Below are 26017 nucleotides of genomic sequence, written 5' to 3' on the forward strand. Positions count from 1 at the left end.
CAAGGTTTGTAAAATGATAACTAAAGAAAGTATAGAAAATTTATCCCAAAGACTTAATATTGTTGATATTATAGAAAATTATATTGAAGTAAAAAAACAAGGCTCTAGTTTTGTATGTATCTGTCCTTTTCATGCAGATAAAAACCCGTCTATGCATATCAATCCTATCAAAGGTTTTTATCATTGTTTTGCCTGCAAGGCTGGTGGAGATGCTTTTAAATTTGTAATGGATTATGAAAAATTAAGTTTTGCTGATGCAGTTGAAAAAGTTGCAAGCCTTAGTAATTTTACTTTGAGTTATACAAAAGAAAAACAAGAAAATAAAAAAGAGCTAAAGTCTATACTACCAAGCTTAAATGCGTATTTTAAAGATAATCTCAAACACCACAAAGAAGTTTTAACCTATCTTTACCAGAGAGCTTTAAATGACAAAGATATAGCCAAATTCGAATTAGGTTTTGCAGGAGCAAGTGAAGATAGTATAAGATTATTGCAAAATCAAAAAATTCCTTTAGAAGATGCTATGAGTGTTGGAGCTTTAAAAAAAGATGAAAATAATGAATTTTACGCAAGTTTTATATGGCGTATCACCTTTCCAATCTACGATCATAAAGACTTATTGGTAGGGTTTGGAGGGCGCACTTTAAATCCCAATGTACCGGCAAAGTATGTAAATTCACCCCAAAATATACTTTTTGATAAAAGTAGAATTTTTTATGCTTTTAACATCGCTAAAGAAAATATAGCCAAAAAAAAAGAAATAATAGTATGTGAAGGCTACATGGATGCAATAGCTTTTCACAAAGCAGGGTTTAACAATGCTGTAGCAGTTCTTGGAACAGCATTAACCGAACATCATCTACCCTTAATCCGCCGTTATGATGCAAAAGTGATTTTATGTTTTGACAATGATGAAGCAGGATTAAAAGCTGCGACACGATCTGCATTTTTATTAAGCACAAACAAAATAGACGGTAAAGTGGCAATTTTGCAAGGCGGAAAAGATCCTGCTGAGCTCGTAGCAAAAAATGAAAGCACAAAACTCCATAATATACTCGATGAAGGAATAGAGCTTGGTGAATTTTATATCAGACGCTTAATATCCACTCATTCCATAATTTCTGCTCTTGATAAACAAAAAGCTTTAGAAACTATACAAAAATTCACCTTTAATCTTGAACCTTTAGTGGCAAATTCTTACACTAGTCTAGTTTCAAATTTATTAAAAGTGGATGAAAAATTTATTGTCTTATCACAAAATTCAAAAAAAACCATACAAACCCCTTTAATTTCTCAAAATAAATACAATTTTCCTAAAGAAAAAATTCACATTGCAGAATTAGAACTTATAGCCTTTTTAAAACAGCATCCAGATATATGTAACGATTTTAAGCAAATTAGTGATAGTGTTTGTTTTAAACATAAGATTTTATTGGATAAAATTTTAGAAAAAAAAGGTTATGAAGATAGTGATATTAGAGAATTTGAAAGTAAAAATATTCGAAAAAATTTAAACTATAGCGAATTCTTGTTAGGTATTTGCAAGGTTAATTTAGCTTTTTTAAACAATGTAAAAATTAAAAATTCTACACTCGCATTAAAAAAACAACTTTTTACGCTTATTGATAAAAATTTAAATCTTTTAATTAAAAATTTAAATACCGAAGAATTAAATAATTTTTTAAAAGAATATTTAAGCTTCTTAAAATATGAAAAAAACGAAGAAATTCTGCAACAATCATTTAGAAACTTAAATGGAATTTTTGGTAACAAAAACTTTACAGCTTATGATTTAGGATTTAGCATACAAAATAATGACGAACCTTTTTAATTTATTTAAATTTCAAGCCTTAATTTACCTTTTTTTAAACACAATCACGCTAAAGTATATAAAAATTTTTAAGGATAAATTATGATGCCTTTTAGTGATGAAGAGCTTATAAATCCTGTTAAAGCAAGTTTAGAAAAGAGCTTGCCTATGCTTGAACGTGATGGCGGAGGGCTTGAATTTTTAGGAATTAAAAATGGGATCGTTTATGTCCATTTAATAGGAGCTTGTAAAGGCTGTGCATCGAGTGGAACAACGCTAAAATACGGTCTTGAAAGGCAACTTAAGATTGATATTCATCCGGAAATCACTATAATCAATTTAAACGGCGGAGCAGACGAATTTGCAAAATTATAAAAAACTTGGAATTGAACATTTTTACAAGAAAGATTTTAAAACTGCAAAAATGTATTTTTCTATGGCTTATGAAAAACGCAAAAATAAACGCTTGCTAAATTTTATCTGCCTTTGTGATCTTGCTTTAAAATCTCCTAAAGAAGCTTCTTTACTTTTTGATTTTTATATAGAACATTACAAAATCTCTAGCATTGATAAAGACTTAGAAGAAATTTTAAGTACAATTGAATTTAAAAAACAAGAAAACAAACAGGAAAACAAACAGGAAAACGAATTTGAAGATGGGCATGCGTTAAATTATCAAGATTTTTTAAAAAGCGAAGAAGAACTTGGCTTTCAAAAAAGTTTTGAAAATATCATTAACAGCACTAAATTAGTTATTGATAATCGTGATGATTTTTTAGATTTTTTGGAAAAATTACTTGATAATGGCTATAAAGATATGACTTTAAATTACATAGAAAATGTTATGCCTCATTTTTGGGCAAATAATAGATTTATCAAACTCCAAGAAAAACTCATGGGATTTAAAAGTGAAATTAAAACTTGAAAATTCATTCATTACAGATAACACCTTAGAGTGTGAAAAAGAATGCTTTTTTTTGCAAACCACACAAAATGCTAAATTTCACGCTCAAGCCTTAGAAAAAGGTGCAAAAATCATTGATGTAAATGAGTGTAAAAAACTTTTAAAAATCGATGAAAAGATTCAAATCATAGGAATCACAGGAACCAATGGCAAAACCACAACCGCAGCAGCGATTTATTCTATCTTATTGGATTTAGGTTATAAGTGTGGGCTTTGTGGGACAAGAGGAGCTTTTATCAACGATGAACAAATCGATGAAAAATCCTTAACCACCTCCCTTATTCTTAAAACCTTAGAATACCTACAAATAGCCACTCAAAAAAAATGTGATTTTTTCATCATGGAAGTAAGCTCACACGCGCTCGTTCAAAACCGCATCGAAGGCTTAAATTTTGCTGCTAAAATTTTTACCAATATCACTCAAGATCATTTAGATTTTCACGGTACTTTTGAAAATTATAAAGAAGCAAAAGAACTTTTTTTTACCGATGAGAGTTTAAAATTTATCAACAAAGATGCTTTGGCTATTAAATTTAATGTGCGTAATGCTTTTACTTATGGCATAGAAAATCCTGCTTTATATCAAATCAAAGCTTATTCTTTAGAAGAAGGCATTAGTGCTATTGTAACAAATAAAAATCAAACTTTTCACATAGACTCGCCCTTGCTAGGACTTTTTAATCTTTACAATCTTCTAGTTGCTAGTGCTTGTGTGAATGAACTCGTAAAGCCTGATTTAAAAGACTTGGAAAAAGCTATCAGTGGATTTGGCGGGGTTTGTGGCAGGGTAGAACAAGTAGCAAAAGGTGTGATTGTAGATTTTGCTCATACGCCCGATGGCATTGAAAAAGTGCTTGACACTCTTAAAAATAAAAAACTCATCGTTGTTTTTGGAGCAGGTGGAGATAGAGATAAAACCAAACGCCCTTTAATGGGAAAAATCGTCGAACATTTTGCAAAAATTGCTATCATTACAAGTGACAATCCACGCAGCGAAGAACCAAAAACCATCATGGAAGAAATTTTATCAGGCTTTACTAAAAAAGAAAAAGTTTTAATGATAGAAGATAGAAAAGAAGCTATAAAAAGAGCTTTAGAACTAAAAGAAAATGACGATTTAGTCGTTATTTTAGGCAAAGGTGATGAAACTACTCAAGAAATTAAAGGGATAAAATATCCTTTTAGTGATAAAGTAGTTGTTAATGAAATTTTAAAAAATCAAGGATAATCAATGTTTGAAAATATGGATTTTTCTAAAATGGGAGAACTTTTAAATCAAGTTCAAGAAAAAGCAAAAAATATAGAACTAGAACTTGCAAATCGTGAATTTAGTGCCAAAAGTGGAGCAGGACTTGTTAAAATAAGTGCCAATGGAAAGGGTGAAATTATCGATGTTAGCATTGATGATTCTTTACTTGAAGATAAAGAATCCTTGCAAATTTTACTTATTTCTGCAATTAATGATGTTTTGGCTATGGTTGCACAAAATCGTTCAAGTATGGCGAATGATGTTTTAGGCGGTTTTGGAGGTATGAAATTATGAAAAAAATTTTAATTATTTGCATGCTTTTTACTTTGTCTTTTGGTATAGAAAGACCTAAATTTGAAGATTTTTTAGCAGGTTATGAAAGAAATAAGGCAAGCATGCTCAACTATGAAGGAATGCCAGCTTTTGCACTCAGTGAAAATTTACTTGCTGTGTTAAAACAGCCTAATGCTAAGCTTAACAAATATGTAAAATACGATCCATTTTTAAATTTATATCTTGTAAGAACTGACTTTAGCCTAATCCCTACTCCTATGGGTGATGAAGAAAAACTTACTCGTAATGATTGGGTTGGAATTTGGGATCCTAATAAACCTTATATAGGGCATATTAAGTATTTAGCTCAAAATATTGATGAAAAAGATCAACTTGATTTTAATTCTAAAATAGGACTTTTAGGGACTCCATGCTGTGAAATGATGGGGATTGCTTTAAATAATAGCTCTTTTATAGGCAATCGCTATTTAAAACATTTTATGAAATATAACGATGTTTATTGGGGGGATATTGGCGTTGATTTTGTTGTTCGAGAAAATAAAATTTATGTTAACAATGTAAGAAAAAATCCACAATTTTTAATCAACGATCAAGTTATAAGTGTTGATGGCTTGCCCGCCAATGATTTAAGAAAACTCAATGAAAAAATTCTTTTTGCAGATCGCGGAAGCACTCTTTATTTTCAAGTGTTGCGTGATAATATGGATTTAAATATTTCTACTGAAGTTTTTGCAAAAGATTTGAGCAAATTTAACCTTCCTGATTCTAAACCAAAACCAAAAATTACAAATTTCACAAGCAATCTTGGTTTAACGGTTAATACTAGTCTTGTTGTAACCAAAATAGATCCAAAATCAAAAGCATCAAATGCAGGATTTATGGTAGGAGATAAAATTTTACGCGTTAATAATATTATTTTAAATAATTTTAAAGAATTACAAAATATTTTAAGTGCTGGTAATGACTTTAGCATCTTAATTGAACGCAAAAGTACTAAATTACCTTTATCAAATTTCAACAATGAACTAGGCGGAAATGCCAACTCAGGTGGCGATGGTAAATTTCAATTTTTCATAAGGCTTACTAAGTGAATTTAAAAGAACTTTTTATCCATCACTTAGAAAAAAATCTACCTAAAGTTGAAAGCTTTCATCCTTTTTTTAATGAAGCTTTAGCACTTATGTTAAAAGCGGGGGGAAAGCATTTTCGCGCACAATTGCTTTTAAGCGTAGTACAAAGCAATAAACCTGAACTTTTAAATCAAGCTTTAGATGTGGCTTTAGCTTTAGAGTTTATCCATACTTATTCACTCATACACGATGATTTACCCGCTATGGATAATGCAGACTTTAGACGAGGAATTCCAACCTTACACAAAAGCTACGATGAAACTACAGCCATCTTAGTGGGTGATGCTTTAAATACTGAAGCTTTTTTAGTTCTAAGTCATGCTCATTTAAAAGATGAAATCAAAATCAAACTCATCAAAACCCTTGCCTTTAATGCAGGACTTAATGGAATGGTCATAGGACAAGCTATTGATTGTTTTTTTGAAGACAAAAGACTGAGTTTAAATGAACTTGAGTTTTTACACACACATAAAACCGCAAGATTAATCGCTGCAGCTTTAAAAATGGGTTGTGAAATTTGCGAACTTAACAACGAAGAAAGCAATCAAATTTACAAACTTGGTTTAAAACTAGGACTGATTTTTCAAATCAATGATGATATTATCGATGTAACCACAAGTCAAGAACAAAGCGGAAAGCCTACTAACAACGATATTCATAAAAATTCTTTTGTCAATTTACTTGGACTTGAACAAGCCATAAAAACAAAAGAAAATCTTCTTAGTGAATGCGAACAAGACTTAGAAAAACTTAATGAAAAACTCGCACAAATGATACAAAATTTAATAATTCAATACTTATAAAGGCAAAAAATGGACATTCAAATTTTACAAGAACAGGCAAATACTCTAAGATTTTTAAGTGCTGATATGGTGCAAAAAGCAAACTCAGGACACCCAGGTGCACCTTTGGGTTTAGCAGATATTTTAAGTGTTTTAAGTTATCATTTAAAACACAATCCTAAAAATCCCACTTGGCTAAACCGCGATAGACTTGTATTTTCAGGCGGACATGCAAGTGCTTTGCTTTATAGTTTTTTACATTTAAGCGGCTATGACTTAAGCTTAGAAGATCTTAAAAATTTCCGCCAACTTCATTCTAAAACCCCTGGACACCCTGAAATTTCAACTCTTGGAGTAGAAATCGCTACAGGCCCTTTAGGACAAGGCGTTGCCAATGCTGTAGGCTTTGCTATGGCAGCAAAAAAAGCACAAAATTTGCTAGGCAGTGATTTAATCGATCATAAAATTTATTGTCTTTGCGGAGATGGGGATTTACAAGAAGGCATTTCTTATGAAGCTTGTTCTTTAGCAGGACTTCACAAACTTGATAACTTCATACTTATTTATGATAGCAACAATATCTCCATAGAAGGCGATGTAGGTTTAGCCTTTAACGAAAATGTAAAAATGCGTTTTGAAGCACAAGGATTTGAAGTTTTAAGTATAAATGGACACGATTATGAAGAAATCAATAAAGCCTTAGAACAAGCTAAAAAATCCACAAAACCTTGTCTTATCATCGCAAAAACAACTATAGCAAAGGGTGCAGGAGAGCTTGAAGGCAGTCATAAAAGTCATGGCGCACCTTTGGGTGAAGAAGTGATTAAAAAAGCCAAAGAACAAGCGGGTTTTGATCCAAATATCAGTTTTCATATCCCACAAGCAAGCAAAATCCGCTTTGAAAGTGCTGTAGAACTTGGGGATTTAGAAGAAGCAAAATGGAAAGATAAGCTTGAAAAAAGTGCTAAAAAAGAACTTTTAGAAAGGCTATTAAATCCTGATTTTAACAAGATAGCTTATCCTGATTTTAAAGGAAAAGATCTTGCTACAAGAGATAGTAATGGTGAAATTTTAAATGTTTTAGCTAAAAATTTAGAAGGATTTTTAGGTGGAAGTGCAGACTTAGGCCCTTCGAATAAAACAGAACTTCACAGTATGGGAGACTTTGTAGAAGGTAAAAATATCCATTTTGGTATCAGAGAACACGCTATGGCAGCGATTAACAATGCTTTTGCAAGATATGGAATTTTCTTACCATTTTCGGCAACTTTTTTCATCTTTAGCGAGTACTTAAAACCTGCCGCAAGAATAGCAGCTCTAATGAAAATCAAACATTTTTTCATTTTCACACACGATAGCATAGGCGTGGGCGAAGATGGACCAACACACCAACCTATAGAACAACTTAGCACTTTTAGAGCTATGCCAAATTTTTTAACCTTTAGACCTGCTGATGGGGTGGAAAATGTCAAAGCTTGGCAAATAGCCCTAAATGCTGATATTCCGAGTGCTTTTCTGCTTTCACGCCAAAAACTCAAAGCTCTAAATGAACCTGTTTTTGGAGATGTAAAAAATGGAGCGTATTTACTCAAAGAAAGCAAAGAGGCTAAATTTACACTTTTAGCAAGTGGAAGTGAAGTTTGGCTTTGTTTAGAAAGTGCAAACGAACTTGAAAAACAAGGTTTTGCTTGTAATGTTGTTTCCATGCCTTGTTTTGAACTTTTTGAAAAACAAGATAAAGCTTATCAAGAAAGATTGTTAAAAGGTGAAGTTATAGGTGTTGAAGCAGCACATTCTAATGAACTTTATAAATTTTGCCATAAAGTGTATGGCATAGAAAGTTTTGGAGAAAGTGGCAAAGACAAAGATGTGTTTGAACACTTTGGATTTAGCGTTTCAAAGCTTGTAAATTTTATCCTTAGCAAATAAAATGAATACAAATTTCAAATTTCAAAATAACACTCTTTTTATCTTTGGAATTTGGGATAAAACAAGCATTTATAAGTTAAAAATAAAAGATTTTTTAGCTTTGATCCAAAGCAAGGAAGTGATTTTTGATTTTAAAGATCTAAAAGCAATCGATACCGCTGGAGTGAGATTTTTCCTTGCTTTGGAAAATGATCTTAAAGATAAAAATATTAAAATCGCCAAAGAAGGCTTAAATTCACACTTTCAAACCCTTTTTGAACTTTGTGAAAAAAACTACCAAAGACTAAGCAAAACAAAAAAATCACATAAAAATTTCAGTGAATACTTTATCGATCTTGGAAAATTAAGTTTAGAACTTTTAAAAATTTTAAGAAAATTCATCAATTTCACAGGAGCTTTTTTCACAAGTCTTTTTTTATGCCTTAAAAATCCTAAAAATTTTCGCTTTATTGCTTTTTTATATCATATAGAAAATTCTGCTTTTAAAGCCTTACCTATAGTTATTTTAACTGCTCTTTTAGTAGGAGTGGTTTTAGCCTATCAGGCTGCTTATCAACTCGCACAATTTGGAGCCAATATTTTCATAGTGGATTTGATGGGAATTTCAGCCACTAGAGAACTTGCACCTTTAATCGCTGCCATAGTGATCGCAGGAAGAAGTGCAAGTTCTTATACCGCACAAATTGGAGTGATGAAAATTACTGATGAAATTGCAGCTATGAATACTATGGGTTTTCGTTCTTTTGAATTTATTATTATTCCACGTGTCATGGCTTTGATAGTGGCTATGCCTTTAATCGTTGCCATTAGTGATGCGATCAGTATTATAGGTGGAATGATGGTTGCAAAATTAAATCTTGATATTTCTTTTGCCGAATTTTTAAGACGTTTTAGAGAGGCTGTAGATATAAAACATATCTTTATAGGACTTGCAAAAGCACCTATTTTTGGATTTTTAATAGGACTTATTGCTTGTTTTCGTGGTTTTGAGGTAAAAAACACTACACAAAGCATAGGAATTTATACAACAAAAAGCGTTGTAAATGCTATTTTTTGGGTGATAGCTTTTGATGCTTTATTCTCTGTTGTTTTAACTTCTGCAGGAATTTAAATGGTTATTAAAGCGCAAAATATCATTACAAAATTTGGAGAAAAAATTGTCCATGATGGCGTAAGTTTTGAAATCAAAAAAAACGAAATTTTTGGTATTTTAGGAGGTAGTGGAAGTGGAAAATCCGTCCTTTTAAAACAAATGCTTATGCTTGAACATCTTGATGGTGGAGAATATGAAATTTTAGGCTATAAACTTAAAAATATCAACGAAAAAGATGCACTTGCTTTGCGTAAAAAATGGGGTGTGGTTTTTCAGTTTGCTGCACTTTTTAGCTTTTTTAATGTTTATGAAAATATCGCCATTCCTTTAAAAGAATACACTCATTTAGATGAAAATAGCATACAAGAACTGGTTTTAATGAAGCTAAAAATGGTAGGCTTAAACGAAAGTGTTTTAAAACAATTTCCAAGCGAACTTAGTGGCGGTATGCAAAAAAGAGTGGCAATTGCTAGAGCTTTAGCACTTGATAGTAAATTGCTTTTTTTAGATGAACCTACTTCAGGACTTGACCCTCATAGTAGTCGTGAATTTGACGATTTGGTTTTAGAGTTAAAAAAAAGTTTTGATCTAAATATCATTTTGGTTACACATGATAAAGAAAGTATGAAAAATTTACTCGATCGCTTTATCATTTTAGAAAATAAAAAAGTTGGATTTTGCGGCACTTATGAAGAATTACGCTTGCAAAATGAACGACTTTTTAAAAGATTTATGGAGTAAAAGTGGAAAATAGAGCAAATTATTTTTTTGTAGGACTTTTTGTTTTTGGAGTATTTTTTGCAAGCCTTGGTTTCATACTTTGGCTTGGTGGATACTCTAAAGAAGAAAGTTTTAAGTATTATGAAATTCACACACAAGAATCCGTTGCAGGACTTGGCGTAAAAGCACCCGTAAGGCTTTTGGGCGTGGAAGTAGGTAGTGTAGAAGAAATTGGCATTTATAATCAAGATGAACTCGGCGTTAACATACGCATTAAGGTTAAAAATAACACCCCTATAAAAGAAGATACTTTTGCTACTTTGCAACTTCAAGGTATTACAGGACTTAAATTTGTCCAACTTCAAGGCGGAAGTAAAAATAGCAAAGATCTAGTATCTATCCACGGAAAACTTCCGGTCATTCCTTTTAAAGAAAGTTTTTTAGCGACCATAGACAGACAAAGTGAACATATTTTTTCTTTGGTTAAAACGGCCGATGATAAATCAAAAGAACTTTTAAGCGAAAAAAATCTTAAAAATCTAGAAATCCTTTTGCAAAATCTAGCAGAACTAAGTGCAAATTTAAACGCTAATTCTAAAAATTTAAGCCTTAATCTTTCAAACGCAAGTTTAAAAATAGGAAAAATGGCTGATAATATAAGCCTTAGTGCGCAAAATTTCAACTCCAGTCTTAAAGACATAAAAGAAAGCACAATGATTTTAAAAAATTTCATAAAAAAAGCTGATGAAAAATTAAACACTTATGATGATATTAAAGCATCTTTAATTCAAAATTTAGAGCTTTTTAAACGAGTTTTAATTGAAAGCAATATTCTAATAGAAAATTTACAAAACAGCCCTGCTGATTTGATTTTTAAAGAAACCAAACCTAAACTAGGACCAGGAGAAAAATAATGCTAAAGCAATTATTCTATATTTTGACTTTTATTTTTATATTATGCGGATGCTCTTTAAGACACGAAACCATCAACAAAAATGAAAATATCATATTAAAAGATGAAGGAATAGACTCAAATATTTTTTTTAAAAAAACTGGTAAAATTCTTAAAATTCGCAATGCAAATGCACCTTTGTATTTAAACTCGCGGGCTATTATTTATATAGATAATGGTTTTAGCAACAAATACGCACATTATTTCTGGGGAGATTTACCAAGCAATCTTTATTCTTTTTTAATTTTGTCAAAATTTGAACAAAGCAATATTTTTACAACCTTGCTTTCTTCAACAAGCTCTTTAAGTGCGGATTATGCTCTTGAAAGCAGGATTAACTCTTTTGAGCAAATTCTTAATAACAATGAAAACTACGCTCAAATTTCTGTAAGTGTAAATTTCATAAATCTTGAAAACAATCAAATAATAGCTCATAAAATTTTCAATACTAAAGAAAAAATAGAAAAAAAAGATATCCGCTCTACCTATAATGCTTTTCAAAAAGCCTTGAATAAAATTGGCAATGAGATTGTTTTTTGGGTAAATTCTAACTTATCCTAATTTAGGAACACTTTTTGCTTTTTAAATATTTAGCAATATTTTTGAAAGGTAAACAATGAAAAGTGATTTAGATATATTTAAAAAACACTTAGGTGAAATTCAGGGCGTGAATGAATTTAAAGCAAATCAAATTTGCTCTCAAATCAATGATGCAAATGATTTTATAGGAGCACTTCAAGTGCTTGATATGTCTTTAAAAAAAATAGAAAAAAGCATTCTAGAAAGAATAGATGAAAATTCAGATGATATGCAAAAAAGAACTCTTGATGCCACAGCGTCACAACTTATACAAAACTGCTCTTTCATGGGAACAGCTCTTTTTGGAAATATTTTCAATGTTTATGTTGGTAAAAAACTTTTTGAATTTGAAATTGCTAATCCGCTTTTAATTCTTCAAACAAGTAATTACGAAGGTGTATTGGCCTATATACAAGATAAAAGAGATGAAATAAAAATCATTCTATCAGAATTATCAACCGCAATTACCATGGGCGAAACTATGGATAATGCTGGAATTTATAACTCTACAATGGATTTTAAAAATTTATTTAAATAAGAATAGTAATCGTTTGTTCTCTTTAAGCAAATATAATATATTTTAGCTTAAAGAGATTTTCCAAACTCTAAAAGAGAGTTAGGCTACGAATAAAAAGGGGGAGGGAAATAGCCTAACCCAAACGAGATCTTAAAAGATCTCTTTAAACTAAAATAAATATTTAGATAATTTAACAATTTTTATTAAATTATCTAAACCATATTTATGTTTTAGTTTAATACGATGTGACATTTTATTCTAAAAACACTTAATCTGCTATAAAAATATCATTTAGTAACTTAAATTATTAAAGAATATTACTACAATATTATTTAAAAAATTTTAAATTTTTAGAATTTTAAGAAAAAAATATTATTTTTATAATTTAATATCATATCATAGAAAGAATTTCAGCACGCCCATTAATCACGGCAACACAATGTTCATAATGAGCCGCATTAAGCCCATCAATACTTCCAGCATCCCATTTTCCATTATAATGCTTTGGTGTTCCATCTTTTTGGCATATCATAGGCTCTATGCAAAACACCATTCCATTTTTAATTTTAGGGCCACTTTTTGCACTCGCACCTTTTTCTAAATAGTTTAAAATTTCAGGCTCTCCATGGGGCTTTCGTCCTATACCATGCCCGCAATATCCACGAAGCGGGACAAAACCTCTTGCATGGATAAATTCGCCTAAAGCAGCTGAAAGTTCCTTAAAACGTATTCCATCACGAATAATATCTATAGCATGATATAACGCGTCTTTAGCACAAGAGATTAAAGCTTTATCAGCGGGTGAAACTTCTCCTATAGCAATAGTTCTTGCTGCATCCCCATAATACCCATCAATCAAACTTCCCACATCAAGACCTAAAATATCACCCTCTTTGATAATTTTATCATCTGGAATTCCATGGATACAAACTTGATTTAAAGATGTGCAAATGGCACCTGGAAAACCATAAAGTCCCTTAAATGATGGCTTGGCGCCAAGGCTTAAAATATAATCTTCTGCCATTTTATCGATTTGTTTTAAGCTCATTCCTATTTTAATTTCATTCTCTAAAAAATTTAAAGTTTTTGCTACAATTTGATTTGCTATTCTTAATTTTTCTATTTCATCTGGTTTTTTCAATTCTATCATTTTATTTCCTTATAAATTTAGCCAAATTTTAGCAGTATTTTTTAAAGATTCAACATCGCTTGAAGCATAAAAATGTAATTTTGCTTTATGATTTTTCAAATCTATATTTTCTCTTTCTTTAAGAAATTCAACTATAGCATCTCCTGAATGAATTAATTTTGTTTTATCACCAAAATACTTACTTAAAGAACGACCTAGTAAAGGGAAATGAGTGCAAGCGAGTATCAAAGCATCTGGAGTTGTGATATTTTTAAAATAATACTCCATAGCACTTTGCAAAAAATCTCCTTCAAAAATACCTTCTTCAACCATAGGCACAAAAAGCCCTGTAGCTAAAGCATTTATATTTGTATATCCTTGGGATAATAAACGCTTTTGGTATTCTTCTGATTTAATGGTTGCTTTTGTTGCAATGACTAAAATTTCTTTATTTTTATCATGCAAAGCTTTTATCGTTGCTTCAACCCCTGCATCAATTACACCATATACTGGAAAATGTGCTTTTGTCCTTAAAACATCTAAAGCATAAGCACTAGCAGTATTACATGCAATGATAAGCATATCAATTTGAAATTGTTCAAAAAATTCCAATGCTTCAAGACAGAACTTTATAATAGTATCTTTATCTTTTACTCCATAAGGAACTCTTGCGGTATCTCCATAATAGATAATTTCATCAAAAAGTCTAGCTTCATAAAGAGATTTTAAAACGCTAAGCCCCCCTACCCCGCTATCAAATACACCTATTTTCACTTTAATACCTTCTTGCTCCTATATAACGAGCCTTCCAATAAGAACTATTTAGCTCGACTTCTTTTACTCCACCTTTAGTAGATAAATGTATAAATTTTCCCTTGCTCATATAAATACCAACATGCATACCATTTGGCCCTCTACCTGTCTTAAAAAATACCAAATCTCCTGTTTGCAATTTTGATTTAGAAACTTTTCTTCCAGAACCTAATTGAGTTTTTGTAGTGCGAGGTATGCGTATATTAAGCTGAGCTAATGCGCTCTGTGTAAATCCTGAACAATCAGCACCTTTTTTACTAGTTCCACCTAAAACATAAGGGGTTTTTTTCCATTCATTTGCAATAACCTTGAGCCTTGCTTCTTTATTTGTGTTGTAACTAGGATGATAGTTTAGATTCTGATAAAAACTACATCCACTTATAAAAAATATAATCGTAATAATAAAAAAAATATGCCTCATCAATCCCCTTAAGATCGAGTAGTAAAGAATTTAAGATAAATAAAACCCCAAATCCCAGAACAAAATGAGGCTATAAGAATAGCTAAGTTATCTGCATAATTAAAAATATCACTAACTTCATACGCCAATCCATCAATAAACAAACTCATTGTAAAACCAATTCCTGTAAGTATGCAAACCCCATAAAGTTGTTTCAAATTTGAACCTTGGGGCAAAGCTGCAAATTTAAAGCGGATTGCCAAATAAGAAAATAAAAATACACCCACTTGTTTACCTACAAAAAGCCCTAAGAAAATACCTACACTTACACCTGAAAAAATTGCTCCTATATCGATATTGGATAAATTTACTCCAGCGTTAGCAAAAGCAAATAAAGGTAAAATAATAAAAGCAATCCAAAATTTTAAGCTTTCATAAATTTCTTCTAAAAATGCTTCCCCATTTTTAGTTTGCATCGGTATAAAAAATGCTGTTATGATTCCAGCTAAAGTTGCATGTACTCCACTTTTTAAAACACTAATCCAAAGAATAACTGAGCAAATAAAATAAAAAGACTTTCTTGTTATCCCTAAAAGATTTAAAATAAGCATTACCAAAATAGCAAGTCCTGCAACGACAAAAGCAACTATTGATAATTTTGTCGTATAAAAAATAGCTATAATTAAAATAGCACCCACATCATCAAAAATAGCCAAAGAAAGTAAGAAAATTTTTAAACTTGATGGAATGTGCTTGCCACACATCATTAAAATCGCTAAGGCAAACGCTGTATCTGTGGCTGTAGGTATAGCCCAACCTTTTAAAGTATAAGCATCTCCTATATTTACCAAAGCAAACAACATCGCAGGTATAAGTATACCCCCTAAAGCAGCCATAAAAGGTAAAACAATATTTTTAGGATTTTTAAAATCCCCGTGCAAAAATTCCTTCTTAAGCTCAAGCCCTATAGCAAAGAAAAATATAGATATAAGCCCATCATTTATCCAAAGTAAAAAAGGCTTATTAAGCTCAAATTCACCTACACTAAATCCGACTTTTAAATTTAGAAATTCTCGATAATGTTCGCTAAAAGATCCATTTTGCACAAGCAAAGCAAGCAAAGTACAAACTATAAGTAAAACGCCGCCAAAAGCCTCATTTAAAACTAAAGTTTTTAATTTATGTACTATATTATTCATTTAACAATCTTAAGATAAATAAAACCAACAATGGCACTTAAAAAACTAGCTACTAAAATAGCAAGTTTATCCGCATATTCAAAAATATCACTATTTTTATAAGCCAAACCATCAATAAACAAGCTCATCGTAAAACCGATGCCTGTTAAAATACATATACCATAAAATTTTCCATATTTAATATTTTCAGGTAATTTTGCAAGTTTAAGTTTGATAGCAATAAAACAAAAAGTGAAAACACCTAATTGTTTTCCTAAAAATAGTCCTAAAATAATCCCAAGACTTACAGGAGAAAATACTGAACCAAGATGCATATCTCTAATATCAATTCCAGCATTGGCAAAAGCAAATAAAGGTAAAATAAAATAAACTACCCAAGGATTTAAATCCTTAAGAACTTCATGTAAATAAGGTTTTTTATTTTTTGTATCAAGAGGTATAAACAAAGAAATGATCACACCAGCCAAAGTTGCATGTACTCCACTTTTAAGCATAGCTATCCACAACACAACACCTACCAACACGTACAAAGAAAGATGGGTGATGTGATAATAATTTAACAAAAGCAGAGCAAATATACAAAACAAACAAATAATAATTGCTAAAGCTGAAAGCTGATCTGTATAAAACAAAGCAATAATAACAATAGCACCCAAATCATCAAAAATAGCTAAAGAGAGTAAAAAAAGTTTTAAACTTGTAGGAATTTTATTTCCCAAAAGCATTAAAATACCCACTGCAAAAGCTATATCAGTTGCTGTAGGTATTGCCCAACCTTTCATAGCAAAATCATGAGAATAATTAATAGCAATAAAAATTAAAGCCGGAGTAATCATACCCCCTAAAGCTCCGAATATAGGTAAAGATACAGCTCTTATATTTTTAAGTTGCCCACGTAAAATTTCATATTTTAACTCAAGCCCTATACATAGAAAAAATATAGCTATCAAACCATCATTTATCCATAAATCCAACGACTTTGAAATTTGAAAATGATCAAATCCTACTGTAAAATTAGCATGAAAAAAATCTGTATAAATAGCACTTAAAGAAGAATTTTTACATAATAAAGCTAAAAATGTAAAAAATATAAGCAAAATACCAGGGAAAGTTTCACTTAAAACCATCTTCTTTATCATTTGCATCCTTGCTCCTAAGTAAATATTTGTAAAAATTTAATACGATAAATAAAATGGTAAAATTATAACGAAAAAATACTAAAGAAATAATTATTTAAAAAAACAAGCCCAAGATACCAAAAAGTTCTTAAGCTTGTTCTTAAGATATTTAAGCGTAAATATCCAAACCACTAGAGCTAGAAGCTTGTGGAGCGGAGGCTTGAGAGACACCTTCCATACCTTCGATGAGTTCATTCATCAATGCCTCGTTTGTGTCCATAGATTTTTTCAAAACTGAAGTATTAACAGCAGTCATTAAATTAACATTACCCATAGAAACATCTGAAACCATACATCCTCCTTTTAGATTGAGTCTTAAGACTTTATTTAAATCGGATGATATTTTTAAAACTTAATATTTTTTACTAAACTTTTTAAAATTTTTCAAGGGAACCAATATCTGAAATTAAAAATCATAAATTTTTTAAGATAAAATCCTATTTTAAAAATTTTTACACTATGAAACAATAAGCAAAATATAAATAATTGATGCTTTTAAAAGCGAATTAAATGGATAAAAATTTATTTCAATAAATTTAAGTTTTATCTTATTTTATACAATTTTTAATATAATCTAAAATTATAATTTTAAATGAGAAATCAGGAGCTTGCTAATGTTACTTAACACGCCTTGCAGGGGGATAGTAGATACAAATTTTGAAAGCAAAAGAATTAGCATAACTTCAACTTTAAAATTTCAAGAAAAAAAGAAAAAGTAGAAGCTAAGGCTGAGAAAGAAGAAGCAAATAAAGACAATAGCGATTCTACAAACACAAATACCAATAAAAAAGATAAACTTTTGGATATATCTGCTTAGTCTAAAATATACTATAGCTATATCTCCTTAAAGAATACGCAATAAATGATTTTTTGATTTTTATTAAGCTTTTAAAACATCGAAAAAAGGAAAAATTAAAAAACACAAAAACAATATCCCAAAGTCCATAGCTTAGAAGAAGACCTTGCGATACTTAAAAACAACCCATATTAAATCACAAAAATAAAATATATTTAAATATTTATTAAAATACATTTTATAATTTAATAAAAAAATATTATCAATATAAAAGCTTATTTTTTAGTTCTATTTAAGATTTTTAGTATTATACTAGCCATTATTTATTTTGATAATAAATATTATTTTTATCAAAAATCAAGGATAATGATAATGAAAATTTTTAAAATTGTATTTTTAATTATAAGTATTTTTTTATCAAGCTCAGCTTTTGCTAGGGTAGATGATTATATTAATGAAGCAAATCTTATCAAAGATATGCTAAAACAAAGCATAGAAACTTATAAAAAGGGCGATAATCTAGGCGCCAAAAAGCTTAGCGAAGATGCGTATTTTCAACATTTTGAAAATATGGAAGGCCCAATAGGAAGAAACATAGGAAGAAAAGCTATCACTATGGAACGTAAATTTGTAAATTTGCGTCGCATGTATAAAGATGAAGCTCCTTTGACACAAATTAATGCTTTAATTGATAGTCTTTATTATGATCTTGATGAAGTAGCTCCGATTTTACAAAATGGATATCGTTTAAAAGCAGAAGCAAGCGATATAAACTATGATAAGGCTAAAGCTGAAAAATCAAGCCTAGAAGCCAATGCCAAACGCGAAGCTGATGCAGAAGCTTTAATCGCACAAATGATGGGTGTGGATAAAAAAGATTTAGCACAAAGCTCTTTAACCACCCAAGCTCCTATACCTATAAATAATGATACAAGCAAACTTACAGATAATAATGCAAGCGCTGATTTACAAGCTGCCGCTGCAATGGACGCAAGATTGCAATTTATACTAGATAATATCTCTACCAAATTTTCACAGGCAGCTAATGCTTTTAAAGAAAAAAACTACCAAACTAGTAAAGATTTTTTAAATGATGCCTTATTTAGTGATTATCGCAATACCAAAGTAGAAATTTTAGTAAATAAATTTACCAAAGCAGGAAACGATCAAAAAATTCAACAAGCCATACGCACCCTTATACGCCAAATCAACGATGCAAAAATAGATGAAAAAGGCTTAAGAGATGGCTTAGATAACATAGAAGAACAAATTTTTGATGTTTTCTTGCAAATTCCAAATTCAGAACTTTCAAGTTTGCAAATTTCAGGCTTTAATGATGAAACAAAAGGCAAAGATTATGCCAAAGTTTCTAATGATATCAAACTTGCTTTAGATGAAATTTTAAAAAATTATGATGGCTTTAGCACTTCTATGGTAGATGATTTACAAGAAATTTATCTAGATATTTTTGAATCAAGCGGTATGGAAAATAAAATCGGTGCTGTAGATAGTGGCTTAAAACTTAAAATAGAAAGTTTATTTTCCAAAGGCGTGGCACTGATTAAAGCAAATGCAGATAAAAAAGAGCTTGAAGCTACTTTTAATGACTTAGAACAACTCATAGCCAGCAGCGTGGATAAAATTCAAGATTCTACTCCTTATTCGTTGTTTATATGGGCTTTAGGTATTATTTTGCGTGAAGGCTTGGAAGCTTTGATTATCATTGTAGCCATTGTTTCTTATCTTGTGCAAAGTGGCAACAAAAATCGTCTAAATATCGCCTATAGTGCTCTTTTTACAGGAGTGATTTTAAGTTTCATTACCGCTTTTGGAGTTTCTTGGCTATTTAAAGAAAATGCAGGTCAAAGTAGAGAGCTTATAGAAGGTATTACCATGCTTATAGCCGTATTACTACTCTTTTATGTGGGCTTTTGGCTACTTTCAAACGCACAAAATAAAAAATGGACAAGCTTTATCAAACAAGGTGCTATAGATGCTATATCAAATAATAGCGCAAAAACCCTTTGGATCACCGTATTTTTAGCTGTTTATAGAGAAGGTGCAGAAACTGTGCTTTTTTATCAAGCCTTGCTTTTTGATGCTAAAACAAGCACTGATTTTGGTGCTGTTTTTGGCGGACTTGGACTTGGAATTTTAATACTTATTGTTTTATATTTTCTTTTAAAAGCAGGAGCCATTCGCATACCTGTAAAACAATTTTTCTATATCACTTCTTACATTATTTTTTACATGGTTTTTGTTTTTACAGGCAAAGGCATAGCCGAACTCATAGAAGGAAAAGTCATCATTCCTAGTCTTATACCTATGAATTTTGAACCGATTTTATGGCTTGGAATTTATCCTTACTATGAAACTTTAATCCCTCAATTTATAGTTTTAATTATGCTAATTATTGGCATTTTAATAACAAAACAAATTTCAAAAAAAGGAGTAAAATCATGATAAAAAAAGTTTTATCAGTAGTTGCTGCAGCTGCGGTTATTAGTACAAATTTATTTGCAGGCGAAGTGCCAATCGGCGATCCAAAAGAACTTAATGGCATGGAAATAGCCGCTGTTTATTTACAACCTATTGAAATGGAGCCAAGAGGTATTGATTTAGCTGCATCTTTAGCAGATATTCACCTAGAAGCTGACATTCACGCACTTAAAAACAATCCAAATGGTTTTCCAGAAGGTTTTTGGATGCCTTATTTAACTATAGCTTATGAACTTAAAAATACCGACACAGGTGCAATTAAACGTGGAACTTTGATGCCTATGGTGGCTGATGATGGTCCTCACTATGGTGCAAATATTGCTATGGAAAAAGATAAAAAAGGTGGCTTTGGCGTAGGAAATTATGAACTTACTTTTTATATCTCAAATCCAGAAAAACAAGGTTTTGGACGCCATGTTGATGAAGAAACAGGTGTGGGTAAGTGGTTTGAACCTTTTAAAGTAGATTATAAATTCAAATACACAGGCACGCCAAAATAATTTTACGCTCGGATTTTCCGAGTGTTTGAATATTTTTATTTTTATTTTTATTTGAAAAATTAAAATAACAATGTTTAAAGAGTAAATTATGAGTATATATTTTGTGCATTTTCTTATCAGTGTTTTACCGCTAAGTATTTTAATGGCCTTTATCACTCCTAATAAAAAATATATTTTTAAAAGTTTTTTAGTAGTTTTTTTGGGCTTTTTATTTGGATATTTTGCTTTTTTTATCGCAGCACAATTTTTAAAAACCGAAAATTTAATCTTTAATTTTGATTTTGTTTTTATAGGTTTATTGCTAGTAAGCTTTATATTTTATTTTTGGAAAAAAATTGAAATTTTAAATTTTATTTTATTGGGAATTTTAAGTTTTTGCACCGCTTTGCATTATTATTTTTTAAGTCAAGATTTCCCTATTTTTACTAGCTCTTTAATCGATAGCGAAGGTATAAGTTCTTTAGGTTTTATTGCTTTAGCCTTGCTTGTTTGTATTTTGATTTTCTTCTTTTTAAAATGGCAAAAAAATTTTAATCAAAAAACAAGCTTTATGCTGTTTTTACTGCTTATCCTTATAGAAAGCGATAAAGCTCTAGCCAATATCTTGCTTACTTTAATGCGAAATTCCATCATAGAAACTCATGCTTTTTTGGTGAGTTTTGTAGGAAAAAGTAATTATTTTGGTGTTTTTGGAATTTATGTTTATTTAATTTTCATCACTTTTTTGGCATTCTTAAGCTTAAAAATTCGCAAAAAAAATATAAGCAAAAAACAAATTTTAGATATAAATTATCGCAAAAACGAAGCTAAAACAAGTCTTATTAATCGCTATTTTTCCAGTGTTTTCATCTCTTGTGTTATAAGTTTTTGCATTGTTTTATACTTTTTTATGGTAAGCTCTAAGCCTTTAACCATAGATGAGCCTAAAGAAATTTTACCCGATAAGAATGGCAAATTTATCTTTGATATAGCTCTTTTAAGGGACAACAAACTCCACCGCTTTGCTTATATCAGTGCTGAAGGCAAAGTGATAAGGTTTTTTCTTATCAACAAAAGAGAAGATAGGGATTCTCCTGTAGCTGTTTTTGATGCTTGTATGATTTGTGGAGATATGGGCTATATCAAAAAAGATGGACAACTCATTTGCATTTCTTGCAATGTGCGTATTTTCTTACCTAGTGTAGGTAAAAGCGGGGGTTGTAATCCTATCCCACTCAAATACGAATACGATGGTAAAAAAATCACCATAGATGTTAAAGATGTAATAGCAGGATCTAATTATTTTAGTCAAATCAAAGAAATTGAAGTGCAAGATCCTGTATCAAAAACAAAGGTTATAAACACCCAAGCTCCTTTTTCTTATAGCTATAAAGGGATTACTTATTATTTTTCAAATCAAAACAACTATGAAGAATTTAAAAAAGATCCTACAAAATATGTAGAAGAAAACGAAGCCCAATTTTTAATCCAAAGGAGAAATGATGTTGGCTAAAATGATTTTTAACTCTATATTTAAAAACAAAATTCAAAAATTTTTAGCCTTTCTTACTTGTTTTTTAGCCACGCTTTTGCTCTCTACTATGCTAAATATTACCCTAAGTATAGGTGATGAAGTAACTAAACAACTCAAAAGCTATGGCTCTAATATCCTTGTTTTACCCAAAGGCTCAAGCCTTAGTATAGAAATAGGTAATGAACTTTATGAACCCTTAAAAAACAAAAACTACCTAGAAGAAAAAAATTTATATATGATTAAAGACATTTATTGGCGTAACAACATCACCGCACTTGCTCCTTTTTTGGAAGGTAAAATCACAATTGAAAACTCCCAACAAAAAGCACTTATTTATGGTACTTATTTTCAAAAAGCCATAAAAATTAAAGATGATGATGATTTTATCACAGGTATAAAAAGTCTTTATCCTTATTTAGCAGTGCAAGGAGAATGGGCAAAAGATGATAGCAATGAAATCATGCTAGGCGAAGACTTTGCTAAAAACAATAAATTAAAATTAGGAGATACTATCAAACTCATAGGAGAAAACAATCAAAGCAAAGAAGCAAAAATCGTAGGTATTTTGCTTCATGCCAATCCTAAAATGTCAAATAAAATCATCGCTCCTTTAAATTTAGCTCAAGATTTACTCAACAAACAAGGATTTTACTCAAGTGCAGAAGTAAGAGCTTTTACCATACCTGAATCAGCCCTTTCTGAAAAAGTGCGTCGCATGGGCGAAGAAAAATTAGATCAGTTAGAATATGACAAATGGTATTGCTCAGCCTATGTAGGCTCAATCGCTAGTCAAATTAGCGATGGCTTACCAGGTGCTGATGCAAAAGCTCTAAATGCTATAAGCGATGCTCAAAGCTTGGTGGTTAAAAAGATCCAATCCTTAATGGGCATTACTTGCATTATTTGTCTTATTGTTGCAAGTATTGCGATTTCAAGTCTAATGAGTTCTGAAATTCATCGTAGAAAAAAAGAAATAGGACTTTTAAAAGTACTTGGTGCTAATACTTTTCAAATTTATCTCATCTTTGCTGGTGAAAATTTAATCGTAGCTTTATTTGCTGCTTTATTTGGATTTATTTTTGGCACAGCACTTTCTCAAATCATCAGCCTTAGTATTTTTGGATATTTTATTGATATAGCCTTTATAGCTTTACCTTTAAGCTTTATTTTTGCAGGACTTATTGCCTTACTAGGTTGCTTGCTTCCTATCAAAAATATCACACAACTTTCAGCTGCAGGAGTGCTTTATGGTAGATAAGTTTTTCCTTAATGAGCTTTTTAAAAGCATTAGCTTTTCTTATCAAAGACTTTTTATAATAGTTTTAAGTGTTTTTATAGGAGCACTTACTTGCTCAGCTTTTTTAAATATTTATTTTGATATTGACACCAAACTTTCTAAAGAATTAAAAGCTTATGGAGCAAATGTAATGATAAGCCCTAAACAGGATGAAAATTTTATCTCCAATGCTGAGTATGAAAAAATAAAAGAAAATTTAAAGGCTAGGGCTTTAACTCCTTTTTTGTATGATTTTTTAAATTTAGGCAGTACAAGCGGAGTGGTTTTAGGCACTGATTTTAAGGCTTTAAAAATCACTAAACCTTTTTTAGAAGTTAAAGAAGGAAGCTTTTCTCTAAATGATTTTGATGAAAATTCAGCCTTTTTAGGGGTTAATTTAGCCAAGCAACTAGGCCTAAAAACAGGTAATGAACTTCAAATTTACAATCCAAACAATGGAAAAAGCATAAAACTTACCATAAAAGGCATACTTTCAAGCAATGATGAATTTGATAGCATTGTTTTAGCCCCTTTAAGCGTGGTGCAAAATTTAAGCGATAGAGCCGGTATTAACTATGCTAATGCTGTAGTTTATGGAAATTTTGATGAAGTTAAAGCCAAAACACAAGCAATCAGCAATGAATTCATCGATGCAAAACCTATATCTTCAGTATCCTTAAGTGAAGGTTTAGTGCTTGGAAAAATCAAAGCTTTAATGTTTTTAATCATACTTGTAGTATTGATCATAGTTACTACTAGCGTTAATACAACTTTAAGTTCTATTGTATTTTCTCGCAAAAAAGAAATCGCACTGCGTTTAGCCTTGGGTGCGAAAAAAAGTGAAATTTTTAAACTTTTTGCTAGTGAATGCTTTATAGTAAGTTTTTTTGCTAGTTTAATCGGAGCTTTTTGTGGGATATTTTTAGCCAATGTCTTTGGTTATTTGATTTTTAATTCTGGTATTGATTTTAGATTTATAGCTGTTTTTATAGCCTTAATCATTTCTTTGATTTTTGCCTTTTTGGCTGCATTTTTTCCTATAAAAAGAGCATTAAAAATCAATGTGTGTGAAAATTTGAAAGGTGAATGATGAAAAAAGAACTTATTAAAATAAACAACTTAAATAAAGAATTTGGCAAAGTTAAAGCCTTAAACAATATCAACTTAAGCGTCTATGAAGGAGAATGGCTTGCCATCATGGGTCCATCAGGAAGTGGAAAATCAACGCTTTTAAACATACTATCACTCATGGATACTCCAAGCTCTGGAGAGTATATCTTAGACAATGAAAACCTAGAGCAAATGGATGAGGAGCAAAAAATCACCTTGCGTCGTGAAAAAATAGGACTTGTCTTTCAACAATTTCATCTTATCCCCTATCTTAACGCTTTAGAAAATGTTATGCTTTCTCAGTATTATCACTCAAGCGTAGATGAAGAAGATGCCAAAATGGTTCTTGAAAAAGTAGGACTTTCACATAGACTCACTCATTTACCTAGCCAATTAAGTGGCGGGGAACAACAAAGAGTTTGTATAGCAAGAGCTTTGATCAACAACCCAGAGCTTTTACTCGCAGATGAACCCACAGGAAATTTAGATGAAGCCAATGAACAAATCGTTCTTCAAACCTTGCAAAAATTAAAAAATGAAGGCAAAACCATAGTTTTAATCACACACAATCCTGATTTAGCCAAATTCGCAGATCGAACCCTTATCTTACAACATGGGGTGTTAAAATGAAAAAAAGCCTTTTAATCTTAAGCATTTTGTTCTTGCTCAATGCTTGTTCTTTTGAAAATTCAAAAGATACTGGAAAAGTTGGAGAAAAAAGCGCTGAAATTTCAGCTAAAGATACCTTAGGAAAAGCTGTAAAACTTGCTGATGATAATACAAGTTTAAAAGTCTTAGTCTTTTTTCAAAATGGTTGCCCTTCTTGCTTAAAAGAACTCCCTTCTTTAGATGAATTCATACAAAATCACCCCAATAAAATCAGTGTTTATGCTATAAATTCCATCGATAATGCCAATGTGGTTAAGGTTTTAGCCGAACAATTTGACTTTAAAAATGTAAAAGTTTTAAAAGACGATCTTAAAATTACCAATGATCGTTACGCTGTGTTTGCAACCCCTACTACCATCATCATTAAAGATGGGATGATAAAAGATAGAATTTTAGGAGAAAAACCATGGGAATTTTTCGAATCCAAGCTTATTTCTTTGCTTTAATCATAGCTTTATTTTTTGTAGCTTGTGATAGTGGAGAAAATTTTAAAGCTTTAAATAGTGATAAAACCTATAATTTTGCCTACAATGGTTTTGAAAAAAGCCTAAAACTAAATGATAAAGCACAAAATTTTGCCTTAATATTTTTCACAAAAGATTGTGGAGTTTGTAAAGAACAAATTCCTATTTTACAGAATTTGGCTAAAAATTATGATTTTAATATCTTTGTGGTTTTAGGTGATGCAAATGATGCAAATGATGCAAAAGCTTGGGCTGATGAAAAAGGTTTATCTAATTTAGCAATGTTTTATGAAAAAAGAGTAGCTAAATACCTTTCAAGTGCCATTGGGGAAATATATGGAGTGCCTGTGCTTAGTTTTTTCAAAGAAGGAAAAATGGATGAAAAATTCATAGGCTTAACTCCTTATAGCATACTTGAAAAAGAAATCAAAAAAGTAAAAAGCTAAGAATTT

The 26017-nt window shown here is 30.7% G+C and carries 27 protein-coding genes and 1 pseudogene; 22 read left to right on the forward strand and 6 right to left on the reverse strand.

Features of this window, described 5'->3' with window-relative positions:
- Positions 1 to 13: 13 nt before the first annotated feature.
- From dnaG to AJ889_RS01470, 13 genes are all read left to right on the forward strand, one after another.
- Complete coding sequence (dnaG, locus tag AJ889_RS01410; RefSeq protein WP_002870199.1) at positions 14 to 1831, forward strand: DNA primase; 1818 nt, start codon at positions 14 to 16, stop codon at positions 1829 to 1831.
- An 81-nt stretch (positions 1832 to 1912) separates the two neighbouring features.
- Positions 1913 to 2185 (forward strand): NifU family protein, encoded by a 273-nt coding sequence (locus tag AJ889_RS01415; RefSeq protein ID WP_002858971.1) that lies wholly within the window; start codon positions 1913 to 1915, stop codon positions 2183 to 2185.
- Entirely contained in the window at positions 2172 to 2735 is a 564-nt protein-coding gene (locus AJ889_RS01420; RefSeq protein WP_002914268.1) for a hypothetical protein, read from the forward strand. The genes AJ889_RS01415 and AJ889_RS01420 overlap by 14 nt, the downstream gene beginning before the upstream one ends.
- Positions 2719 to 4002, forward strand: coding sequence for a UDP-N-acetylmuramoyl-L-alanyl-D-glutamate--2,6-diaminopimelate ligase (locus AJ889_RS01425; RefSeq protein ID WP_032584505.1), 1284 nt, complete (start codon positions 2719 to 2721; stop codon positions 4000 to 4002). Before AJ889_RS01420 ends, AJ889_RS01425 begins: the two co-directional genes overlap by 17 nt.
- A gap of 3 nt (positions 4003 to 4005) precedes the next feature.
- Complete coding sequence (locus AJ889_RS01430; RefSeq protein WP_002870244.1) at positions 4006 to 4317, forward strand: YbaB/EbfC family nucleoid-associated protein; 312 nt, start codon at positions 4006 to 4008, stop codon at positions 4315 to 4317.
- Positions 4314 to 5408 carry a PDZ domain-containing protein gene (locus tag AJ889_RS01435; protein WP_002870243.1) on the forward strand — a complete coding sequence of 365 codons (1095 nt, stop codon included), beginning with the start codon at positions 4314 to 4316 and terminating at the stop codon, positions 5406 to 5408. Before AJ889_RS01430 ends, AJ889_RS01435 begins: the two co-directional genes overlap by 4 nt.
- Positions 5405 to 6250 (forward strand): polyprenyl synthetase family protein, encoded by an 846-nt coding sequence (locus tag AJ889_RS01440; RefSeq protein WP_002851379.1) that lies wholly within the window; start codon positions 5405 to 5407, stop codon positions 6248 to 6250. The genes AJ889_RS01435 and AJ889_RS01440 overlap by 4 nt, the downstream gene beginning before the upstream one ends.
- 9 nt (positions 6251 to 6259) lie before the next feature.
- On the forward strand, positions 6260 to 8158 hold the full coding sequence (gene tkt, locus AJ889_RS01445; RefSeq protein WP_002858974.1) for a transketolase: 1899 nt from the start codon (positions 6260 to 6262) through the stop codon (positions 8156 to 8158).
- 1 nt (position 8159) lies between these two features.
- A complete protein-coding gene (locus tag AJ889_RS01450) occupies positions 8160 to 9269 on the forward strand; it encodes an ABC transporter permease (RefSeq protein ID WP_032584507.1) in 1110 nt (369 codons plus the stop codon).
- Complete coding sequence (locus AJ889_RS01455) at positions 9270 to 9992, forward strand: ABC transporter ATP-binding protein (RefSeq protein WP_032584509.1); 723 nt, start codon at positions 9270 to 9272, stop codon at positions 9990 to 9992.
- 2 nt (positions 9993 to 9994) lie between these two features.
- Positions 9995 to 10885: an MlaD family protein gene (locus tag AJ889_RS01460; RefSeq protein ID WP_002860094.1), complete on the forward strand. Its 891-nt coding sequence runs from the start codon at positions 9995 to 9997 to the stop codon at positions 10883 to 10885.
- A complete protein-coding gene (locus AJ889_RS01465; RefSeq protein WP_002867543.1) occupies positions 10885 to 11484 on the forward strand; it encodes an ABC-type transport auxiliary lipoprotein family protein in 600 nt (199 codons plus the stop codon). Before AJ889_RS01460 ends, AJ889_RS01465 begins: the two co-directional genes overlap by 1 nt.
- A gap of 55 nt (positions 11485 to 11539) precedes the next feature.
- Positions 11540 to 12040 carry a flagellar FLiS export co-chaperone gene (locus AJ889_RS01470; RefSeq protein ID WP_002851413.1) on the forward strand — a complete coding sequence of 167 codons (501 nt, stop codon included), beginning with the start codon at positions 11540 to 11542 and terminating at the stop codon, positions 12038 to 12040.
- A 370-nt stretch (positions 12041 to 12410) separates the two neighbouring features.
- Here AJ889_RS01470 and map read toward each other — a convergent pair whose 3' ends face one another.
- The 6 genes from map to AJ889_RS01500 form a co-directional block, all read right to left on the reverse strand.
- On the reverse strand, positions 12411 to 13169 hold the full coding sequence (gene map / locus AJ889_RS01475) for a type I methionyl aminopeptidase (protein ID WP_002935216.1): 759 nt from the start codon (positions 13167 to 13169) through the stop codon (positions 12411 to 12413).
- Between the two features lie 9 nt (positions 13170 to 13178).
- Positions 13179 to 13922 (reverse strand): glutamate racemase, encoded by a 744-nt coding sequence (gene murI / locus AJ889_RS01480; protein WP_002935217.1) that lies wholly within the window; start codon positions 13920 to 13922, stop codon positions 13179 to 13181.
- A gap of 1 nt (position 13923) precedes the next feature.
- Positions 13924 to 14382, reverse strand: coding sequence for a C40 family peptidase (locus AJ889_RS01485; protein ID WP_002860097.1), 459 nt, complete (start codon positions 14380 to 14382; stop codon positions 13924 to 13926).
- 8 nt (positions 14383 to 14390) lie between these two features.
- On the reverse strand, positions 14391 to 15560 hold the full coding sequence (gene nhaA, locus AJ889_RS01490) for a Na+/H+ antiporter NhaA (protein WP_002872280.1): 1170 nt from the start codon (positions 15558 to 15560) through the stop codon (positions 14391 to 14393).
- Positions 15557 to 16705 (reverse strand): Na+/H+ antiporter NhaA, encoded by a 1149-nt coding sequence (nhaA, locus tag AJ889_RS01495; protein WP_002787585.1) that lies wholly within the window; start codon positions 16703 to 16705, stop codon positions 15557 to 15559. The genes nhaA (AJ889_RS01490) and nhaA (AJ889_RS01495) overlap by 4 nt, the downstream gene beginning before the upstream one ends.
- A gap of 142 nt (positions 16706 to 16847) precedes the next feature.
- Positions 16848 to 17030 carry a YjfB family protein gene (locus AJ889_RS01500; RefSeq protein WP_002787583.1) on the reverse strand — a complete coding sequence of 61 codons (183 nt, stop codon included), beginning with the start codon at positions 17028 to 17030 and terminating at the stop codon, positions 16848 to 16850.
- A gap of 322 nt (positions 17031 to 17352) precedes the next feature.
- Here AJ889_RS01500 and AJ889_RS09540 point away from each other — a divergent pair.
- From AJ889_RS09540 to AJ889_RS01540, 9 genes and pseudogenes are all read left to right on the forward strand, one after another.
- Positions 17353 to 17555: pseudogene (locus AJ889_RS09540) on the forward strand (hypothetical protein).
- A gap of 351 nt (positions 17556 to 17906) precedes the next feature.
- The gene (locus tag AJ889_RS01505; protein WP_032584512.1) at positions 17907 to 19997 is read left to right on the forward strand and encodes an FTR1 family protein; all 2091 of its coding nucleotides are present in this window, start codon (positions 17907 to 17909) and stop codon (positions 19995 to 19997) included.
- On the forward strand, positions 19994 to 20533 hold the full coding sequence (locus AJ889_RS01510; RefSeq protein ID WP_002778842.1) for an iron transporter: 540 nt from the start codon (positions 19994 to 19996) through the stop codon (positions 20531 to 20533). The genes AJ889_RS01505 and AJ889_RS01510 overlap by 4 nt, the downstream gene beginning before the upstream one ends.
- An 88-nt stretch (positions 20534 to 20621) precedes the next feature.
- Positions 20622 to 22025, forward strand: a complete 1404-nt coding sequence (locus AJ889_RS01515; protein ID WP_002910134.1) for a Fe-S-containing protein — start codon at positions 20622 to 20624, stop codon at positions 22023 to 22025.
- A complete protein-coding gene (locus AJ889_RS01520) occupies positions 22012 to 23304 on the forward strand; it encodes an ABC transporter permease (RefSeq protein WP_074484721.1) in 1293 nt (430 codons plus the stop codon). The genes AJ889_RS01515 and AJ889_RS01520 overlap by 14 nt, the downstream gene beginning before the upstream one ends.
- Positions 23294 to 24412 (forward strand): FtsX-like permease family protein, encoded by a 1119-nt coding sequence (locus tag AJ889_RS01525; protein ID WP_002858987.1) that lies wholly within the window; start codon positions 23294 to 23296, stop codon positions 24410 to 24412. The genes AJ889_RS01520 and AJ889_RS01525 overlap by 11 nt, the downstream gene beginning before the upstream one ends.
- Positions 24409 to 25062: an ABC transporter ATP-binding protein gene (locus AJ889_RS01530; protein WP_002860103.1), complete on the forward strand. Its 654-nt coding sequence runs from the start codon at positions 24409 to 24411 to the stop codon at positions 25060 to 25062. Before AJ889_RS01525 ends, AJ889_RS01530 begins: the two co-directional genes overlap by 4 nt.
- Positions 25059 to 25547 carry a TlpA disulfide reductase family protein gene (locus tag AJ889_RS01535; RefSeq protein ID WP_002851267.1) on the forward strand — a complete coding sequence of 163 codons (489 nt, stop codon included), beginning with the start codon at positions 25059 to 25061 and terminating at the stop codon, positions 25545 to 25547. Before AJ889_RS01530 ends, AJ889_RS01535 begins: the two co-directional genes overlap by 4 nt.
- Positions 25508 to 26011 (forward strand): conjugal transfer protein TraF, encoded by a 504-nt coding sequence (locus AJ889_RS01540; protein WP_070293213.1) that lies wholly within the window; start codon positions 25508 to 25510, stop codon positions 26009 to 26011. The genes AJ889_RS01535 and AJ889_RS01540 overlap by 40 nt, the downstream gene beginning before the upstream one ends.
- Positions 26012 to 26017: the final 6 nt, after the last annotated feature.

Source organism: Campylobacter sp. BCW_6468 (assembly GCF_001762865.1).
GTDB classification, from domain to species: Bacteria; Campylobacterota; Campylobacteria; order Campylobacterales; family Campylobacteraceae; genus Campylobacter_D; species Campylobacter_D jejuni.

Coding starts and splice junctions, on each gene's coding strand:
- dnaG (WP_002870199.1), top strand. CDS start 14: ATGATAACTAAAGAAAGTATAGAAAATTTATCCCAAAGACTTAATATT.
- AJ889_RS01415 (WP_002858971.1), top strand. CDS start 1,913: ATGATGCCTTTTAGTGATGAAGAGCTTATAAATCCTGTTAAAGCAAGT.
- AJ889_RS01430 (WP_002870244.1), top strand. CDS start 4,006: ATGTTTGAAAATATGGATTTTTCTAAAATGGGAGAACTTTTAAATCAA.
- AJ889_RS01435 (WP_002870243.1), top strand. CDS start 4,314: ATGAAAAAAATTTTAATTATTTGCATGCTTTTTACTTTGTCTTTTGGT.
- tkt (WP_002858974.1), top strand. CDS start 6,260: ATGGACATTCAAATTTTACAAGAACAGGCAAATACTCTAAGATTTTTA.
- AJ889_RS01450 (WP_032584507.1), top strand. CDS start 8,160: ATGAATACAAATTTCAAATTTCAAAATAACACTCTTTTTATCTTTGGA.
- AJ889_RS01455 (WP_032584509.1), top strand. CDS start 9,270: ATGGTTATTAAAGCGCAAAATATCATTACAAAATTTGGAGAAAAAATT.
- AJ889_RS01465 (WP_002867543.1), top strand. CDS start 10,885: ATGCTAAAGCAATTATTCTATATTTTGACTTTTATTTTTATATTATGC.
- AJ889_RS01470 (WP_002851413.1), top strand. CDS start 11,540: ATGAAAAGTGATTTAGATATATTTAAAAAACACTTAGGTGAAATTCAG.
- map (WP_002935216.1), bottom strand. CDS start 13,169: ATGATAGAATTGAAAAAACCAGATGAAATAGAAAAATTAAGAATAGCA.
- AJ889_RS01485 (WP_002860097.1), bottom strand. CDS start 14,382: ATGAGGCATATTTTTTTTATTATTACGATTATATTTTTTATAAGTGGA.
- nhaA (WP_002872280.1), bottom strand. CDS start 15,560: ATGAATAATATAGTACATAAATTAAAAACTTTAGTTTTAAATGAGGCT.
- nhaA (WP_002787585.1), bottom strand. CDS start 16,705: ATGCAAATGATAAAGAAGATGGTTTTAAGTGAAACTTTCCCTGGTATT.
- AJ889_RS01500 (WP_002787583.1), bottom strand. CDS start 17,030: ATGGTTTCAGATGTTTCTATGGGTAATGTTAATTTAATGACTGCTGTT.
- AJ889_RS01505 (WP_032584512.1), top strand. CDS start 17,907: ATGAAAATTTTTAAAATTGTATTTTTAATTATAAGTATTTTTTTATCA.
- AJ889_RS01510 (WP_002778842.1), top strand. CDS start 19,994: ATGATAAAAAAAGTTTTATCAGTAGTTGCTGCAGCTGCGGTTATTAGT.
- AJ889_RS01515 (WP_002910134.1), top strand. CDS start 20,622: ATGAGTATATATTTTGTGCATTTTCTTATCAGTGTTTTACCGCTAAGT.
- AJ889_RS01520 (WP_074484721.1), top strand. CDS start 22,012: ATGATGTTGGCTAAAATGATTTTTAACTCTATATTTAAAAACAAAATT.
- AJ889_RS01525 (WP_002858987.1), top strand. CDS start 23,294: ATGGTAGATAAGTTTTTCCTTAATGAGCTTTTTAAAAGCATTAGCTTT.
- AJ889_RS01530 (WP_002860103.1), top strand. CDS start 24,409: ATGATGAAAAAAGAACTTATTAAAATAAACAACTTAAATAAAGAATTT.
- AJ889_RS01535 (WP_002851267.1), top strand. CDS start 25,059: ATGAAAAAAAGCCTTTTAATCTTAAGCATTTTGTTCTTGCTCAATGCT.
- AJ889_RS01540 (WP_070293213.1), top strand. CDS start 25,508: ATGGGAATTTTTCGAATCCAAGCTTATTTCTTTGCTTTAATCATAGCT.